This window comes from Ideonella benzenivorans, assembly GCF_020387415.1.
In the GTDB taxonomy this organism is placed as follows: domain Bacteria; phylum Pseudomonadota; class Gammaproteobacteria; order Burkholderiales; family Burkholderiaceae_C; genus Ideonella; species Ideonella benzenivorans.
In genome coordinates this window covers 1-15,531 of sequence record NZ_JAGWCB010000011.1, presented here as the reverse complement: position 1 = coordinate 15,531, position 15,531 = coordinate 1, and the positions used below count along the sequence as shown (strand labels likewise).

Below are 15,531 nucleotides of genomic sequence, written 5' to 3'. Positions count from 1 at the left end.
ACCTCATCAGGCGCGGGCGGTCAGTCCAGCACCTCGGGCGCGAAGGCATCCAGTTCGAGCCCTGAAGCATCGTCGGCGGTTTCCTCCGCTGCCTCCCGGCCTGTGGTCGATGACTTCGGTTCGGTCGTTCCCCCGGTTTCGTCGTCGGATCAATCGGCCTCTGCTGCGGCCACCAGCGCGCCGAGTGAGGCGAACGGCATCGGGGGTGCGTCAGCTCCAGCGGTCGCCCCTCCTGGTGCCTCTGAGGGGAAAGACAAAGGCCCTGGCCTGCTGGATCGGATGCGCAACGTGCGCGCGCCGCATCTTCCCTCTGACGCTGCCTCCGGTGGAACCGTTCATATCCGTTTCGACGGCGGCAAGGATTAACGCATCAACGCAACTACGTACTTAAACGAAAGGATCAACCATGAAAAAAACCATCATCGCGGCCATCGTCTCCGCATCCCTCGCCCTCGCGGCCCCGCCCTCCTTCGCCGGATCGGTTGCGGGCTTCGGCGGCTCCACCGAAATCACCCAGCTCGCCAACAACATCGAACTGGTGCAGTCGTACTTGCAGCAAGTGCAGTCCTACGCGACTCAGTTGCAGCAGTACCAGAACATGATTCAGAACACCCTGAATATTCCGGCCCAGGTGTGGGGTTCGATTGAGGGCGAACTGATGGGCGTTGCAAGCGTTGTCCAGCAGGGGCAGGCGCTGGCCTACTCGGCGACGAACATCGCCACGCAGTTCGAGAACACCTTCAAGGGCTTCACCTTCACCGGCACCGACTTCAAGAAGGAGTATCGAGACCTGTCCCGCAAGACCATGGACACCCTGAAGGGGTCACTCATGGCGGCAAACATGCAGTCGAACCAGTTCGCCACTGAGGAAATGACGCTGAAGCAGCTCCGCACCATGTCACAAAGCGCCACGGGCCAGATGCAAGCGATTCAGGTCGGCTCTCAGATCGCAGAGCAACAGGTCCAGCAGCTTCAAAAGCTGCGGCAGCTCATGATGGCCCAGCTCAACCAGCAAAACACCTACATGGCCGGGCAGGAGCAAAAGGAAGCCACGCGCAAGGTGGCAACGGATCGCGCCTTCGACGTGGGTGATCCAACAACCAACACCCATAAGGGCTTCAAAGGCGGCTGGAAGTAAGACCAACAGGCGGGGCGCGGTCAAGCATGGCCGCCCGCCGCGCAAACGCTCTGAGTCCCCGGCAGAGTCCCGCCGAATAGCCGGGGACACCTTCACCAAAGCCCGCCACTGCGCGGGCTTTTCTTCGTCCTGGTGGTGACAAGCCTTCGACCTGGCCAGCGCGCGTTTGTCACCAAATCAATGCGGCGATGCGTAGTCACGCAACGCCGTATTAACTTAGCTTTCAGTGTCTGGCCCTGGCTCGGGCGCTTGTTGTATGGGTTCCGTTTGTTCGCCTGGCTCTGCGATGTACGGCTCCCCACGGGTGATGAAAAACGGCAGCGGGAAAATCTCGCTTGACGTGTTTTGATAGCTTGGCGGCTTCGCCGCTGCGCCTGGTTGCGCTGGCTGCTGCTGGTCGGTCATGGCCTCATTCTCCTTTCTTGCCCTTGGCGGGCTTGGTTGCTGGCTGGCCGTCTTCTGGCTGCGCCTGGCGGTCGCTGAGGGCGCGCACCAGCTCGGCGGCTTGGGTCTGCATAGCTTCTACCTGGCCGCGCAGCTTGGCCGCTTCCTCGCGTGCCGTGCTGGCTTCCTTGGTGGCCTGCACTTGGTCAGCCTCGGCCTTGGCGATGCGCTCGGCTGCTCGCTGGGCTTCGCGCTCGGCGGTCTTGCGTTGCTCTTGGTGCGCCTGGTCGGCGGCTTCGGCTTTGGCTTTCACGGTCGCCAGTTCGGCCCGCACCTGGTCACGTTCGGCGGTCGCGGCCTGGTTGGCTTTCTTCTGCTCGGCCAGCTCGGCGCGAAGCTGCTCGGCTTCCTGTTGGTGACGTGCGCGGTCGGCCTCGATGGCGGCATTCATGCGGGCAAGCTCGGCGGTGTGCTGGGCTTCTGCCGTCTTGGCGGTCTGTTCCGTCACGGTGAGGCGTTCGCGGAGCTGGGCCAGCTCTACAGCCTGCGCCTGGCTGGTGGCCTGCACCTCGGCGAGTTTGTTTTCCAGCGTCTCGGTTTCAGCGGTGGCCTGGTCGAGCTTGGTTTCCAAATCATCGACGGTCTGCGATGCGTCGGCCAGCTCTCGCTCGGCCTGTTCGCGCTGTTCGCCTGCGGATCGCACAACCTCATGAACCCGGCGCTCTGCTGCCTTGACGGCCTTGTCGTTCAACTCCACGGCCAGCGTGGCAAGGCGCTCGGTCAGCGCCTTGGTGACTGCGGCCACTTCCTCGGCAACCTCTATCGGCAGCTCGGCAACCGGCTCGGCCTTGGTCACTGACTGGCTGGCAAGGTGCTCGTCCCAAACCTGCTTCAACCTGGAAGGATTGCCGCCGCCCACCTTCTGGCGCAGGGCAAAGCCGGTGATGTTCCGGCCAGCGGCTTGCAGCCCTTGACCGGCTTCGATGATGGACTCGGGGGCAAATTCGGCTGGGCGCATGGCGGTTCTCCTGGTTGTTGCCCCATTATATCACAACAAACAAAGAAACAAATAAACTAACTAACAAACTAATGGGAGTTTGGCCGGGTCGCACGCTTCCGCGTGGGTGATGTAACGGTGTGGATTGGTGACAAACCTTCGACCTGGCCAGCTCCGACGTGTCACCAGTCAGAACGGGGGTCAAAGCTCAATAGTGGCTCGACGTTCAGGGCCTCACCTGGTCAACCCGCGCGGGGCGGTGCCCCGAAAACGGCTTCGCCTGGTGGACAACCGGGGGCAAAGATCAACCCGTGGGATGTGCCCGAAATTGGCAACCGCTTAAAAGCGCGCGCAAGCCGCGCAAACGGGCAAGCCCTGCCCTACCCCCTGGCCGCAGCTCTGATCGCCTCGCCCTGGCCCTCCTGGCACGCCGGGAAGCCTGTTTTTACTTTTCCTGAGCGCAGCGGGGCGGATTCAAGCCTTCTTTTCTGGATAGCCAGCAGGGGGAGCCGACCGCCTCAAGGCGGATCGGGGGGCCGCAGGCCCACAAGGGGGGTCGAGTCCGGTGCGAAGGCGAAGCCGTAGCGCGACAGGGGGGAACGCAGTTCCCCCGCGGACTGTTCTCGCCCGCTTCCGCGGGCGCATTTTTTGGTTCCCTTCCGGGGGCCGTAGGCGCGATAGCGCCTTTCACCCCCCTCCGGGGGGCACTTATCAAAGCGGTGCCGGTGGGTGATGCAACGATGCTGCTGGCCTGGTGGTGTGCCTGGCAAGGCGCTGGAAGCCCGTAGGGGGCGAGACTCGCAGAGGCTCGATGCGCAGCACGACATAGCCGGTTCCCGCTCGTCGGGAATGCCCCGGATGGGCCTTTCCCGGCGTTTGGCACGCGACTTGTCCACAGGTCGGGGGGTTAAATACAGGTTAAATAAAGAGGTTAAAGAAGGGTTAGGGGTCTGTGGGTAACCGCTTTTTCTCTTTATCAATCAACCACTTACGCCGACACGTCCGGGAGTCAAGAATCAAAACTTCGGGGGTCAACCATCAATGGTGCCGGGAGTCAAAAATCAATAGGCCGGGGGTCAACCATCAAAGAACGGGAGTCATAGATCAAACGCCAAGTTGTGCGCCATATGGTGAACAACGACAGCCACTTAGCGGGGGCGAAAGCCTGCGAACGACGGGCTTCCCAAGCGAAAACGGGAGTCAAAGATCAAAGAATGGGGCGTTCGTCGGTGGCTCGTCGGACGTTCACCAGCCCGCTGCGCGTCACCTCGAAGTCCACCAGGAAGCCCGTCTCCTTCAAGGCCTCCAGCGCCTTGACGATCAGCTTCTTGACTTCTCGAAGTCGCTCCTTGCGCCTGGCATCCTGGACAGCGGCATCGAGCTGGGCATCTTCTGGCGCTTCAGTCATGAGCCCGGCCCCAACGGCCAGCGTCTCGACCTTGACCGCGAAGGGCTCGCGGTGCGAGGCATAGTAGGCGTGCAACCAGGTTGCAAGCCCCTCCGGCAGCGCGAGGCGCTGCTGCCACTCAACCCGCGTGTATTGGAACTCCGAGAACAGGAAGACCAGCTCGTCATGCATGCGAACAGTCCACAAACCGCCGTCGCCTTCCTTGCGCCGATTGGCCTTGAAGCCCGGCAACATGGAGAGTGAGACTTCATCGCCCAGCCGCTGGCTGGCAATCTTCAGCGACGTGGCCTGTAGCCGCGTCATGCACTTGTCGAGCCGGTCGAAACTCTGCCCGTTGATAGGCCAGTTGATCGCCTTGCAAAAGCTGTAGGGCGTGAACTGGAAGGGCTTCGATAGCCCGTTTTCGCGGGCTAGGTGGATAAGCTGAAGCCACACAGTTTCATCGTCCTGGCGCAGCTCCTTGCCGGTGTAGGTGATTCTTCCCTCCCCTACGACGGCAATAACCGCACCATCAAGGTACTCGCGGGCCTGCTTGCGGTTCTTGGCCGTGAACAAGGCCGAACGAACGATCTCGTTTGGCGCTCCGCGCACAGCGTCCACCCATAGGGTGAGCTGCTTGTCCGATAGAAGGCTTTGCTTCTTGCGCTCGCGGGCTTGCTCTCTTGCCTGACGCTCGCGCTCTTTGGCCTTCTGTTGGCCGCGCTCGGTTATCTCCCGAAGACGCTCGGACGTGGGCACCGCACGCTTGGGCGGCTCGTCGCTGGGTGCGGCTTCGAGGATGTCGGCATCATCTGACATATATAGACCTATATTTTATGCCTTGCCATAAAGATACGTTCCTAGGGCGCGCTCAACAATCTCGGTCTGAGTGACCCGCCGCCCTAACTGGCGGCGCTCGTCAACGCAACGCTGTTCGAGGTCAGCAATCATTGCCTCGGGCAGCTCAAAGAGCTTCTTGGTGCGCTTCGGTGGCTCATCTGCGGCCTGCACTGGCTTGGACTTCGATGGTGCGGCTACGGGCGCTTTTGCAGCCTCGTTGCCACCGTCGAGAAACGCATCAACGTTCGGTTTGCCTCGGACTTTCATTTCGTCACTTCCTCAAAAAAGGCTTCAATCTCGGCGACGGCGTTGCCGTCCTTGCCCACTTCCTGGACGATGGCCCCCTCGCCTACTGCCCGGCGAACGGCCACGCGCTCGCAAACCTTGGACTTGAGGACTTGCAGGCCCTTTTCTTCAAGGTAGGTCAGCATTTCGCCCGTGTCCTTGGTGCGCGGGTCAATGCGCGTCAGCAGGACACGCACAACCAGTTTTTCATTGAACTGCTTGGCGTCTTCAACAATGCTCAAAAGGTCATCCATTGCGGCGGCATCAAGGTTCGATGCCCCGATGGGGATGATTGCCCGGTCGGCCAGCAGCAGCGCGGCACGCATGCCCGGCGAGTCGCGGCCGCCGGCATCGACTACCGCGTGCTTGTACTTCTCCGCGAGGCCTTTGCCTTCGCTGAGGATCGCCTTGCCTGCGAGAACGGTCGTCGTCGGGCTAGGGGTTCGCTCCGTTTCACGCCGCCACGCGGCCCAGCTCGCCGCGCTGGCTTGCGGATCGCCGTCGATCAGCAAGGTTGATCCTTTGCGGGACAGCATGGCCGCAAGGTGGACGGCGGTAGTTGTCTTGCCTACCCCGCCTTTGGTGTTCACGACCGCGTATATCATCCTAGATAACCCTTAAATATGGGACTAGATAAAAGTATAAATATATATTTCTATCTAGTCAAGCCCCGAAGGGCAAGGCAATTTACTCGGCCTGGTCGTCCGGGTTGACTGGCGTTTGATCCTCGAAGCCTGAGCCTTCAAGCGGCACGGCACCGAGTGCCTGCGTGTAAAACCGCTCAGTGTTGAGCTGCCGCATGTCGGTCATGAACTGCTCAAAGATTTGATGGATGTCGGCATAGGGCGGGTGGTTGGCCAAGTGCCTCTCAATCTGCGAAAGGATCAGCTCGGGGGCCTTCTGGTCGCCATCTGTTGTATCAGCCCAGCTCCGGCCTGGGTGCATCGTGTCCCAGGGCGAACGCTTGTTTCCGCGTGTCTCTGAGCTGTCGCCATGCTTGCCCAGGCCGAAGCAAATCTTCGTCTCCGAGTTCCAAATCGGCCTGAAGAAGTTGATGAGGTAGTCCTCGGCTGACTTCTGGAAGCCGGTTTGAACGATCAGGAAACGACACTCGAAGTCGTCAATGCTGAGGGTCGTTGTCGCCTTGCGGATGCTCTTGGCGTGCTCATTGAGCCGCCCTGATAGCTTCGTGCCCTGGCTGACGGCATCCTTTGCCGCCTGGTTGTCCGGGTCGGCCTTGCCGACATAGATCGGGTGATCGGTGCCCGCCAACGGCGCATAGGGGGCGAAGTCCCCGCGGTAGTAGATCGCGTACACCCCAGCGCCGTAAAACTCAGGGATGGCCGCGAGTGGGTGCCGGGCCTGTGCAACAAGGGTCAAGGCGACAACACGGCCCGCTGTGTTCGGGTCGGTCGGGTCGAAGATCGAAGCAGGTCGAAGCACCGGATCGAGGCCAGCGGCCACGGTCGCCAGTTGCTGCGTGACGGCATCCAGTGCCAGCCTGGCGCGCTTGGTGGCGCGCGCGTCGGTGCCCGCTTCAGCGGCGGCGATGCGCTCGGCCAGCGTGCGCAGCTCCGCGAGTAGCGTTTCGAGTTGGGTTGCGGGTCTTCTTCTTGTCGCCATGTCCTTGGGGTTCCTATATCTGCCGCAGTTGCTCGCAGACACTCCCCGCCACACGTTGAGCCAACTTCACCGGCACTGCGTTGCCAAGCTGGCGCATGGTCTCCGTCCATGTGCCAGCGAAGATGAATTCGTCCGGGAAGGTCTGAATGCGGGCGCATTCTCGAACGGTGAAATAACGGACTGAGCCATCGGGACGGCGCAGCATGTTTTCACCACCTGGTACACCATGATCGCCCGCTTTCAAAGCCTTCGCGGGTTCATCAAGGGGGCTTCCCGTGTGCCCTGGATACGTCCGCGCGCCTGGCTGGAAGCGGTGCGCTTGCACCAGCTCGGCATTGGGTCGCTTCTCGGGATCGGGAAGATCTGAAATCGCGTCTCGCACGGTGCGCCACGGCTGCAACAAGGTGGCCGGGTCGGCATCGCGCAGCATGGCGAGCTTCTTGTCCATCCGCGGGGGCAGGGCAGGGCGGTTCTTCTTGGCAACGCGCAGGCGCTCCCAATACTCGCCAGTCACCCACTGGTCACGCAGCAGAGCATCAAGGCTGTGCGTCTCTCCTGGGAACGTCCACGGGCGATGTATGTCGGCCCTGAAGCCCACGATAAAAACGCGCTCGCGCTTCTGAGGAACGCCGTAGTTCGCAGCGTTCACCAGTCGGGCGACAACGTGATATTCACTCTTGCCGCCCTTGGTCTTGTGCTTCTCAAGCCGGGCAAGGTGGGTAAGCCATTCCTCCTTCGGCTTGGCCTTCAGGTTCGGGAATTCGAGCTGAAGCTGTACATAGCTGAAGTAGTTGTAGAAGCTCGCACGGGTCAGGCCTCGAACGTTCTCGAAGACAAACGCCCGCGGGCGCACCTCGCGCACTGCGCGAACCGCCTGGGGAAACATGTCGCGGTCATCCAGGAAGCCGCGCGCCTTGCCGCCCATAGAAAAGGGTTGGCAAGGTGGCCCGCCCGTCACCAGGTCTAGGCCCTCGAACCCGGCATAGCTGAAGTCCCGAACATCGCCCTCGGTCACGTCTGCCCAATGCGCAACCGGCTCAACGCCGTTGCGCTTGTTGTTGCGCAAGGTGTCGCAGGCGTAGCGATCCCACTCGACCACGGCCTTGTGGCCCACGTCGTTCAATGAAAAACCAAGCCCCAGGCCTCCCGCGCCCGCGAAAAGCTCGATTGATTGAAGCTGGTTGAGGTGTTGAATTTCGTTCTTCATGTGTTCGCCTCTTGAGGCTGCACCTTCAGCGCCACGCCTAGCGTGGCCTGGTAGGCAAGCCGCTGGGAATCGGCTTCGGTTGGGTTCGTCCAGACGTAGGAAAGCGCCCGGCTGGTGGTGAGGCTCGGCCCCGTGCGGGTGTCGTTCGTCACCATGCGGCCATCGGCTGCGCGAAGGACAAAGCGGGGTGTCCTGGTCGTCATTGCACACCCGCCTTGCGGGCAAGCCGCCACGCGCGAAAGTCTTCGTCGTCGTCGATCTGCATGAAGGTCATGCCGCGCACTGCGTCGCCGTCCGTGATGGGGCAACCATGGGCGGCGCTGTAGCGTGCCCATTGGTTGATCGTCCATGCCGCATCACGATCGAAGCCCATGATCGAAAGCGGCCAGCTCGGGCGGGGCAGGTAGTAGGTCGCCTCGGCCTGGCCGTCGGTCTTGATGATCCAAGCCCAAAAGTCCCAGGTGTCTTCTTCGCCCAGGGCGCGCATGGTCAGCTCTTGGGCCAGCTCGCCCAGCGTCCAGCATTCGCCGGTCGTGTCGTGCAGATAGGCCGCGTACTGCTCCATGAGCCTGCAAAGCTCATCGTCCAGCCCGTAGAGCTGGGGGGAACAGTCAGGGAAGGCAAAGCGCGGAACTCGCCGCCTGGTCGCCTCAGATGGGAAAATAGCGTTAGCCATGGTTCACCTCCGTAATAGGTGGGTTGTGGTTAGGCGCTGTCGGTGTTCCCGCACCGGCTGCGCCGCCTAGAAAAACTTCGTCCAGCATCACCGCCAAAGCCTCTCGAACCTGGCCGGGTTCGTGGCCGTATATCGGACGGTGTGCTGTATGTTCCTGTGACCTAGATAGTCCTGGATCAGTCGGGTATCCGCGCCCTGGTCGGCCAAGGCATACCCGCAACCATGCCGCAGCATGTGAGGGTGGGCATCTAGTGGAAGCCCTGCCAGCTCGCCGTATTTGCGGATCGCCACCCAAGCCGTGCGCCGATTGAGCGGCAACCGGCGCGCGGAGACAAAGAAAGCATCGTTCGCGGGCTGTAGGCGCTTGCGCTCGGTCATCCATGCCCGAATCACGCGCAGTTCTTCGGTGCGCAGCGGGTGAGTGGTCGATAGGCCCTTCTTCAACCTGGCGACGTGCAGGACTCGGCCCTCGATGTCCACCTGTGACAACTTCAGGCCGCAGGCCTCGGACACGCGCAGGCCATGCCGGAACATCAGCACTAACAAACAACGGTCGCGCGCTTCGTGCGTGGCCCCTTTGGTGGCCGCGACGAGCTTTTCGACTTCGCCCGATGTGAGGTGCTTGCGGTCGTTCATGTCCTGGTCAGCCTGGCCGTTTTCCGGTTGTGGTCGGTGTGCTCATCGTTTTGTCCAATCGTGCCCCGTCAAAACGGGGCTGCTTGCCCCGTGAACTCATATTTTGCCAGCCTCTGATTGGACAAAATGATTCATTTCGTCCAATCAGCGCAAGGCCCCCAAAATACAGCAAGCCATACAGCCATAAATATATATTACCATCTTCTTGGTGACAAGTGGGCGCTAGCCAGGTCGAAGGTTTGTCACCATTTCACCGGGTGAGGCCCTTGCCTCGCGCGGGCGGCTGGATGGGAACCGCCTTGCCCTTGCTGTCGGCGTAGCTGATAGCAAGGTGCTGGCCGGGCTTCGGTCGCTGGCCTGCTGGCAGGTGAGCGAACCGGGCTTTCTCATGCGTGACTGCCAAAGTTGGCGAAACGCGCTGCACCAGGTGCTGCGCTGTCTCCCCAACGATTTCACCGCGAGCGGTCGCGCCCTCGGTGAGTACCTGAATCTTCCCGGCCTGGCCGATGTGCTGGCGTGCCAGTTGATCGGCCTCGCGCTTGGATCGGGCCATGTCTTCGGCGGTCGCGGCCCGTTCGGGCTGCGGCTGCGGCCTGGTCAACTGCTGGCGGTACTGCTCGATGGCAGGATCGGTGAAGGTCACGCGCAAGCCTTGCTTCGCGGCAACCTCTGCGACTCGGCGCTTGAATTCGTCGGTGCCGGTGAGTTCGAGCGCCTGCCCGAACTTGGCTTGAGCCACTTGCAGGCCCGCAAGGATCGCGGCTTCGTTGGTTGAGGCCTGACCGTCAAAGGTGAGGCGCTTGCCGTAGTCGGTGAAGGCCTCGCGGCCTGCAATCTGATAGCGAACGTCGCCAGTCTGCCGGTTGACCTGGTACGTCATGGAAGCGATGCCCCAAAGCTGGCCGTCCTGCTCCATGTCCACCGGCCCCGGCCCCTTGATGCCGGGCATCGTCGCGCGCAGCTCGTCGGCCTGCTTCCACTTCTGGAGCTTGCGCTTGTCGGCGTAGAGGTAGCCGCGCACCTGGCTGATTGCTGCCGGGTGGCCTGCCTCTGCCTGGTCGGCAACCCACTCGCGGAACGGCTGCACCTTGGGGATGACGGCGCGTTCGCGCTTGGCGGCGGCGCGCAGCTCGGCGCGCTGCTTGGCCGTCTCTGCGGCCAACACTGAGAGCATGGCCTTCTTGATCGCCGGGGCCTTGTCGGCGGCATAGATCGCCTTGCGCTCGGCCTGGGCGCTGGTGGTAATGTCCTTGGCGCGCTGGGCGATGGATTCCTTCAGCGCCTGCACGTGCTTGGCCGTCTCCTGGACTACTGGCTTCTTGCCCTCGTCGTACAGCTCCCGCAACTGGCGGCGCTGGTCGGCTCGTTCCTCGGCGCGCTGCGCCCGCTTCGCCGGGTCACGCTTGGGCGCGCGCTCCGGGTTGTAGGTCTGCTCGGCCTGCTGCTCGATCTGCGGCGCTGGCTCGAACGGGCCTAGGGCCTTCTCTAACCTGGCCTTGCTCATGGCCTCGTGCATGTCGCTGGCCTTGATCGGCGTTTGTTCCTGGTTGGCCTTGTCGTACACGGCGAACCCCTGGCCCTTCGTGCGCAGCTCAAGGCCGTAACGCCCCATGACCTGGTGCAGCTCTGCCCAGGTTGGCGCGTTGGACTTCAGCAGCGCCGCAACCGCCTTGCGAGGCTCGGCGCGCGCGTAACTGAACAGGCTTTCTCGCCCGTGAATCTCCATGTCGCGGGCTTTGGCGGGGGCCTTCTCCTTGCTGTTCGGGTCTTTGCTGGCCCAGTCGATCACGGTCTTGCCGTCACGCTCGAAGACGGCATAGGCTCCCTTGTCATGGGACAGGCCGAAGCGCAGCTCCATCGCTCGCATGCAGTAAGCGCCTTTGTAGTGGTCGCGGTCTGGATAGACAGCCTTGTATGTCTCCGGGTGAACCCGGTTCACCCCGATGTGAATGTGCTGGTGGTTCGTGTCATCGTGGATCGCGGCAACGTATTGATGCCCCTCGAAACCTATCGCCTTGATCGTCTCGCGCGCTATCTCGAACATGGCGGCTTCTGGCAACTTTTCGCCAGTTGGAAGGCTGACCATGCAGTGATAAACCGGGTCTTTGACGCGCCCGTTCATGGCAGCGACTGCACGCATTTCATGGGCGGCGGTGTCGATGTCCAAGCAGTTTGTTTCCATGGGAACGCGGGCCGCTTGCTGGGCCTGTGGGCGCTTTCCCATGCTCAGGGACTTCATGCCCCCTAGCGTCTTCTCTGCGGCCTTGGCGGGCCGCTCCTGGCCGTGCTCTGCGTCTCCCAAGGTCGGCGCATCTGACAAGCTCACCAGCTCGCCGTACAGGTGCGGCGGCATGTCTTCATAAAGCGCGCTGTCGATCAGCGGCGCGGTCGGCTCGTGCCCCTCGCGGCCCTTCGTGTGGCCTTCTTTTTCATCGCCTCGCGCGACATACGAAACCAGCTTCGCAAAGCTGGATCGTCCATCGTTGCGCTTGCCAAAGACTCTAAACACCGCCACGGGCAAGCCTCCGAATCGCGTCTTTGATCTCCTTCAGGATGGCGGCGGTTTCCTTGCTGTACGTCCCCCCCGTGTCGTTGTGGATCATCTTTTGCAGTCCACCCAGGCGGCGCAGCTCGTTAATCATTCCTTCCTCAACCACGCTCCGGGTCTTGCGCCCGAGTGCTGCCGCCCGAAGAAATTCGGAAACGGTCACGCCCGCATCTTTGGCCTTCTCGCGGATGGCCTCGGCCTCGCCTGGTTCAAGGCGAACGGCAAGGGCTACGGTCTTCTTTCGCTGCTCGCTCATGCTGTTGTCCTGGTCGTCTCGCCTGGCCTGCTTATGCGGGCCTGACGTGCTGATGTACTGCTGATCTTTTGCTTATGTTTTGCTGATCCGCCCCGTTTCAGGGGCCTGCATAAGCAGAAGATCAGCAAAACATAAGCAGCCCCAACGGGGCGGGCGGGTGAAGGGGTCTCGGGGCGAAGCCCTGAGCAGGCAGGTTAGGCACGCAGAGGGAGTGAAACGACTGGCGCGGGCCGGTGGAAGACCGCGCAGCGGTATTACAAACCCTATCCTGTCCCCTAGTATTCTCGCTGTTCAGCATGGTATCATGCGCCTCAAGCTGGGAGAAAACCAGCTACGCGGCAGAAACAGTGCAAGGGCACTGCACAAGCACTGCATGAACCCGCGTGAAGGCTGCACCTTCACTGCAAGAAAACGGCATCGTCACTGCAAGGAGAGTGCAAAACATCAACCATGAAAGGAGTGCAATGGCTATCTCGATTGACACCATCGAGCGCCTGAAATCGAAGCTGCAAGCAGTCCCGCCGAAGCCTCGAACTGAGGTCGAATCGAACAAGGAAGCGGTGCTCATGCTCCGCACTGAGGTCGAAAAATTGCGGCGTGAAGGCTACGACTGGAACGATGTCGCGGAACTGCTCAAAGACGATGGGCAAGGCAGCGGGATCGTGGTCAAAGGTTCGACGATCAAATCGTTCCTGACCACTCCGAAACCAGGCAGCACCAGGCGCGGAAAATTGAAGGGTGAAGCCGGTGAAAACTGGCCCAAGGTCTGAGCTGAGTCAACACAAGACAACAGCAGGACGTTTGAATAAAATGCGACAACTGCCCTCGGGTGGTAAGTCCCCTGCGAAAGCAGGTCGGGCGGGCAAAGCGAAAGCAAACCCCTCGTAAGTCTCCGAACCTAAAGCCGGGCGCAGCGCCCTACATCCACGCGGTCAAGTCGGGATCGGTGGTGACAGTCGGCAAAGGTTCCACCGATGGATTCAGCCCCCGTGTGCTGATACTGAAGCCAGGCCCGGCGTAGCTCCCGTGAAGCAGACCACGGCGAGACAGGTGATCGAAGTTCGTTCCTCAACGGGCTTCCCTGTCATCGGGTCGGTTCAAGCTCTCCCCTCGGCATGGAAGCCCACACCTAAAGGGCTAGGCCATGTCTCAAACCAAAACCGGAACGCTACCGGCCCAAAAAAGCGGATCACCACAGCATCGAAACGGACTGCTGCACAAAGCGGGTTTTGTCGCCTCGGTGGCACTGGCAATGATCGCGTTCCCCGTCGCGCTCAAGAGCATCACCGTCGCTGATCCTGGTTGGCTCGGAGGTTTAAAAAGCGCGAGCGGTCCAATTTTCATCGTGCTCGCGGGTGAGGCCGCCAGCGGGATTCAAAAGGCTTACGGCGACAAAGAAGCCTTCCGATTCGTGACGCGCTCCCTGCTCCTGGTCGCCGTCTTTGCTGCTGTCTTCTTCCTGGCACGGGGGGGCGTATGAAAAACCTCCCCACTCAGTACGAAGCCACGCGCGGCGATGTGATCGACGCGGATTTCCGCGTCGTTGAGGCTTCACCAGCTCGCGCCTCTCGCTCGCTGCCTATCTTCCGGCTGCTGACGGTTACGCCGATCCTGGTCGCCATGTTCGGCGGGGCGCTCAACCTCTGGTCAGGCAATGCCGCGATGCTGGGCGCGTTCGCTGGCACATTCGCCCTGGTCGGCTTGAATGCGATGTTTGACCCCTCGCGCCTGCGTCCCCTCGCGGTGCCGCTGGCGGTCATTGCTGCCCTGTCGGTGCTGTTCCTGGTCGGGGGTGGCGTATGAAGTGGCTCACCAACTCCATTCAGCTCGTCGGCTCCGTCCATCAGGAAATTTCGGCGATGCCCGCTGAAGCTCGCCGCAAGGGCTGGGCGCGCGTGGGTGTTGTCTTGGTCGTGGCCGCATGCTTCGCCGCCCTGGCAGGTTGCAGCGACAACCAGGCAGAGAAGGCCGCTCAGGAACAAGCGCAAAAAGAGGCGGCGCGCAAAGCAGCCTTGAAGGAAGCCTTCGACGTTGGTGATCCAACACAAAACAAGCACAAGGGGTTCAAAGGCGGCTGGCCTCCTGGCGGTGACAAGAAGGAGGCTCAAAAATGAACGCGCGACTGACTAGCCCATTCTGGCTTTTGGCCCTCGGTGTTGGCCTCTACCTGGTCGCCGGTTCAGCCGTCGCTCAGACCCCACCGCCACCGCCGCCCGATACGGCCATCCTGGACGGCATTGTGAGTTCTTACGAATCTGCTTCTGCCGGGTGGATGGCCCCGATGCTGGCCTATGCGAATCGTCTGTTTGCCTTGCTGCTGGCAATTGATCTGGCTGTCACAGGCACAAAGTACGTTCTCGAAAAGGACGACACGAAAAGCCTCATTGCTGCGCTGGCGAACAAGATTCTTGGCGTTGGCTTTTTCTATGCCCTGCTGCTGTTCGCACCGACTTGGATTCCGGCAATCATGAACTCGTTTCGTGATGCAGGGGAGGCGGTCGGTGGCATCTCGGAGATAAGCCCCTCGTCAGTATTTGCGATGGGTTTGAAATTCGTTCTGCTGATTTTCAAGTCCATTTCAGACATGGACATGTGGGATGCGGTGGGCATTGTTCTGGCTGCGATCCCCGCCGCCGTGTTCATCATCATTGCGTTTGTGGTGGTGGCGGGACAGCTCCTGGTAACACTCATCGAGAGTTACTTCGTCATTTCAGCAGCAGCTATTTTTCTGGGATTCGGCGGGTCGCGGTGGACACAGGACTTCGTTCAGAAGTACATCGGCTATTCGATATCGGTCGGGGTGAAACTCATGTTCATCTACCTTCTGATCGGCGCGAGCAGCACCCTTTTCGATGGCTGGGCCGCTAAGCTGACCTCCGCAACGGCAGGGCTTCAATTCATTGCCAATGCGTATGTGGTGATGGGTGGTGCCGCCCTATTTGCTTTCCTCGCCTGGATGATTCCGTCCTTGGCATCGTCGGCAATGTCGGGCTCCCCTTCTCTGACTGGCGGGGCTGCTGCCGGGGTTATTGGCGGGATGGTCGCGGGCAGCGTCGGCGCAGCGGCCACAGTTGGCAAAGGCTTGGGCAAGGTAGCTGAAGCAGCGGGCGCGGCCTTCAAGGGAATGGGCAGCGGTGGATCTGCTGGCCTGGCGGGAAGCTCTGCCGCTGGCGGTTTGTCAACGCTGGCCGGGGCCGCTGCTGCTGCATCGGGGCCTTCTGGTGGCTCAGGACAGGTAGCGCCGCCGTCCAGCTCTGGCAGTTCATCCGCAGCGCCGCAAGCGGCTGGAAAAGGGGCCGAAAGCCTTTCGGGTGCGTCTTCTGCGAAAGCGGGGGCAGTGACCAGCGCCGCAAGCGGTGGGGCCTCTATGGCATCAAGTGGCAGCACTCCCACGCCTCCGGCTCCGGCTGTTGAGTCGCCTTCGTCCACCTCATCAGGCGCGGGCGGTCAGTCCAGCACCTCGGGCGCGAAGGCATCCAGTTCGAGCCCTGAAGCATCGTCGGCGGTTTCCTCCGCTGCCTCCCGGCCTGTGGTCGATGACTTCGGTTCGGTCG

General features: G+C 61.5%; 17 protein-coding genes and 1 pseudogene. 7 read left to right on the top strand and 11 right to left on the bottom strand.

Annotation, left to right across the window (positions count from 1 at the left end):
- Positions 1–366: pseudogene (locus KGA65_RS12690) on the top strand (hypothetical protein); the annotation flags it as partial.
- A 40-nt stretch (positions 367–406) separates the two neighbouring features.
- On the top strand, positions 407–1,138 hold the full coding sequence (trbJ, locus tag KGA65_RS12685) for a P-type conjugative transfer protein TrbJ (RefSeq protein ID WP_225863499.1): 732 nt from the start codon (positions 407–409) through the stop codon (positions 1,136–1,138).
- Positions 1,139–1,547: 409 nt separating this feature from the next.
- Here the strand turns inward: trbJ and KGA65_RS12680 are convergent, their stop codons facing one another.
- The 11 genes from KGA65_RS12680 to mobA form a co-directional block, all read right to left on the bottom strand.
- Positions 1,548–2,540, bottom strand: a complete 993-nt coding sequence (locus tag KGA65_RS12680) for a DNA-binding protein (protein WP_225863498.1) — start codon at positions 2,538–2,540, stop codon at positions 1,548–1,550.
- A 1,186-nt stretch (positions 2,541–3,726) separates the two neighbouring features.
- A complete protein-coding gene (gene trfA, locus KGA65_RS12675) occupies positions 3,727–4,725 on the bottom strand; it encodes a plasmid replication initiator TrfA (RefSeq protein ID WP_225863497.1) in 999 nt (332 codons plus the stop codon).
- A gap of 15 nt (positions 4,726–4,740) precedes the next feature.
- A complete protein-coding gene (locus tag KGA65_RS12670; protein ID WP_225863496.1) occupies positions 4,741–5,013 on the bottom strand; it encodes a hypothetical protein in 273 nt (90 codons plus the stop codon).
- Entirely contained in the window at positions 5,010–5,621 is a 612-nt protein-coding gene (locus KGA65_RS12665; RefSeq protein WP_445666957.1) for a nucleotide-binding protein, read from the bottom strand. The genes KGA65_RS12670 and KGA65_RS12665 overlap by 4 nt, the downstream gene beginning before the upstream one ends.
- Positions 5,622–5,718: 97 nt before the next feature.
- The gene (locus KGA65_RS12660; RefSeq protein WP_225863494.1) at positions 5,719–6,654 is read right to left on the bottom strand and encodes an Eco29kI family restriction endonuclease; all 936 of its coding nucleotides are present in this window, start codon (positions 6,652–6,654) and stop codon (positions 5,719–5,721) included.
- Positions 6,655–6,667: 13 nt separating this feature from the next.
- Positions 6,668–7,861: a DNA cytosine methyltransferase gene (locus KGA65_RS12655; RefSeq protein WP_225863493.1), complete on the bottom strand. Its 1,194-nt coding sequence runs from the start codon at positions 7,859–7,861 to the stop codon at positions 6,668–6,670.
- Positions 7,858–8,016, bottom strand: coding sequence for a hypothetical protein (locus tag KGA65_RS12650; protein ID WP_225863492.1), 159 nt, complete (start codon positions 8,014–8,016; stop codon positions 7,858–7,860). Before KGA65_RS12650 ends, KGA65_RS12655 begins: the two co-directional genes overlap by 4 nt.
- Before the next feature lie 44 nt (positions 8,017–8,060).
- Positions 8,061–8,537, bottom strand: a complete 477-nt coding sequence (locus KGA65_RS12645; protein ID WP_225863491.1) for a hypothetical protein — start codon at positions 8,535–8,537, stop codon at positions 8,061–8,063.
- A gap of 87 nt (positions 8,538–8,624) precedes the next feature.
- Positions 8,625–9,173, bottom strand: coding sequence for a tyrosine-type recombinase/integrase (locus KGA65_RS12640; protein WP_225863490.1), 549 nt, complete (start codon positions 9,171–9,173; stop codon positions 8,625–8,627).
- Between the two features lie 250 nt (positions 9,174–9,423).
- Positions 9,424–11,688, bottom strand: a complete 2,265-nt coding sequence (gene traI, locus KGA65_RS12635; protein ID WP_225863489.1) for a TraI/MobA(P) family conjugative relaxase — start codon at positions 11,686–11,688, stop codon at positions 9,424–9,426.
- On the bottom strand, positions 11,675–11,977 hold the full coding sequence (gene mobA, locus KGA65_RS12630; RefSeq protein WP_225863488.1) for a plasmid mobilization protein MobA: 303 nt from the start codon (positions 11,975–11,977) through the stop codon (positions 11,675–11,677). Before mobA ends, traI begins: the two co-directional genes overlap by 14 nt.
- Before the next feature lie 383 nt (positions 11,978–12,360).
- On the opposite strand from mobA, the gene KGA65_RS12625 reads away from it, so the two are divergent.
- From KGA65_RS12625 to trbL, 5 genes are all read left to right on the top strand, one after another.
- Entirely contained in the window at positions 12,361–12,747 is a 387-nt protein-coding gene (locus KGA65_RS12625) for a hypothetical protein (protein ID WP_225863487.1), read from the top strand.
- 374 nt (positions 12,748–13,121) lie between these two features.
- Positions 13,122–13,457, top strand: a complete 336-nt coding sequence (locus tag KGA65_RS12620; RefSeq protein WP_225863486.1) for a hypothetical protein — start codon at positions 13,122–13,124, stop codon at positions 13,455–13,457.
- Positions 13,454–13,780, top strand: coding sequence for a hypothetical protein (locus tag KGA65_RS12615; protein WP_225863485.1), 327 nt, complete (start codon positions 13,454–13,456; stop codon positions 13,778–13,780). Before KGA65_RS12620 ends, KGA65_RS12615 begins: the two co-directional genes overlap by 4 nt.
- Positions 13,777–14,091 (top strand): hypothetical protein, encoded by a 315-nt coding sequence (locus tag KGA65_RS12610; protein ID WP_225863484.1) that lies wholly within the window; start codon positions 13,777–13,779, stop codon positions 14,089–14,091. The genes KGA65_RS12615 and KGA65_RS12610 overlap by 4 nt, the downstream gene beginning before the upstream one ends.
- Positions 14,088–15,531, top strand: a 1,444-nt coding sequence (gene trbL, locus KGA65_RS12605; RefSeq protein WP_225863483.1) for a P-type conjugative transfer protein TrbL, incomplete at its 3' end; no start/stop codon positions are given. The genes KGA65_RS12610 and trbL, both read left to right, overlap by 4 nt.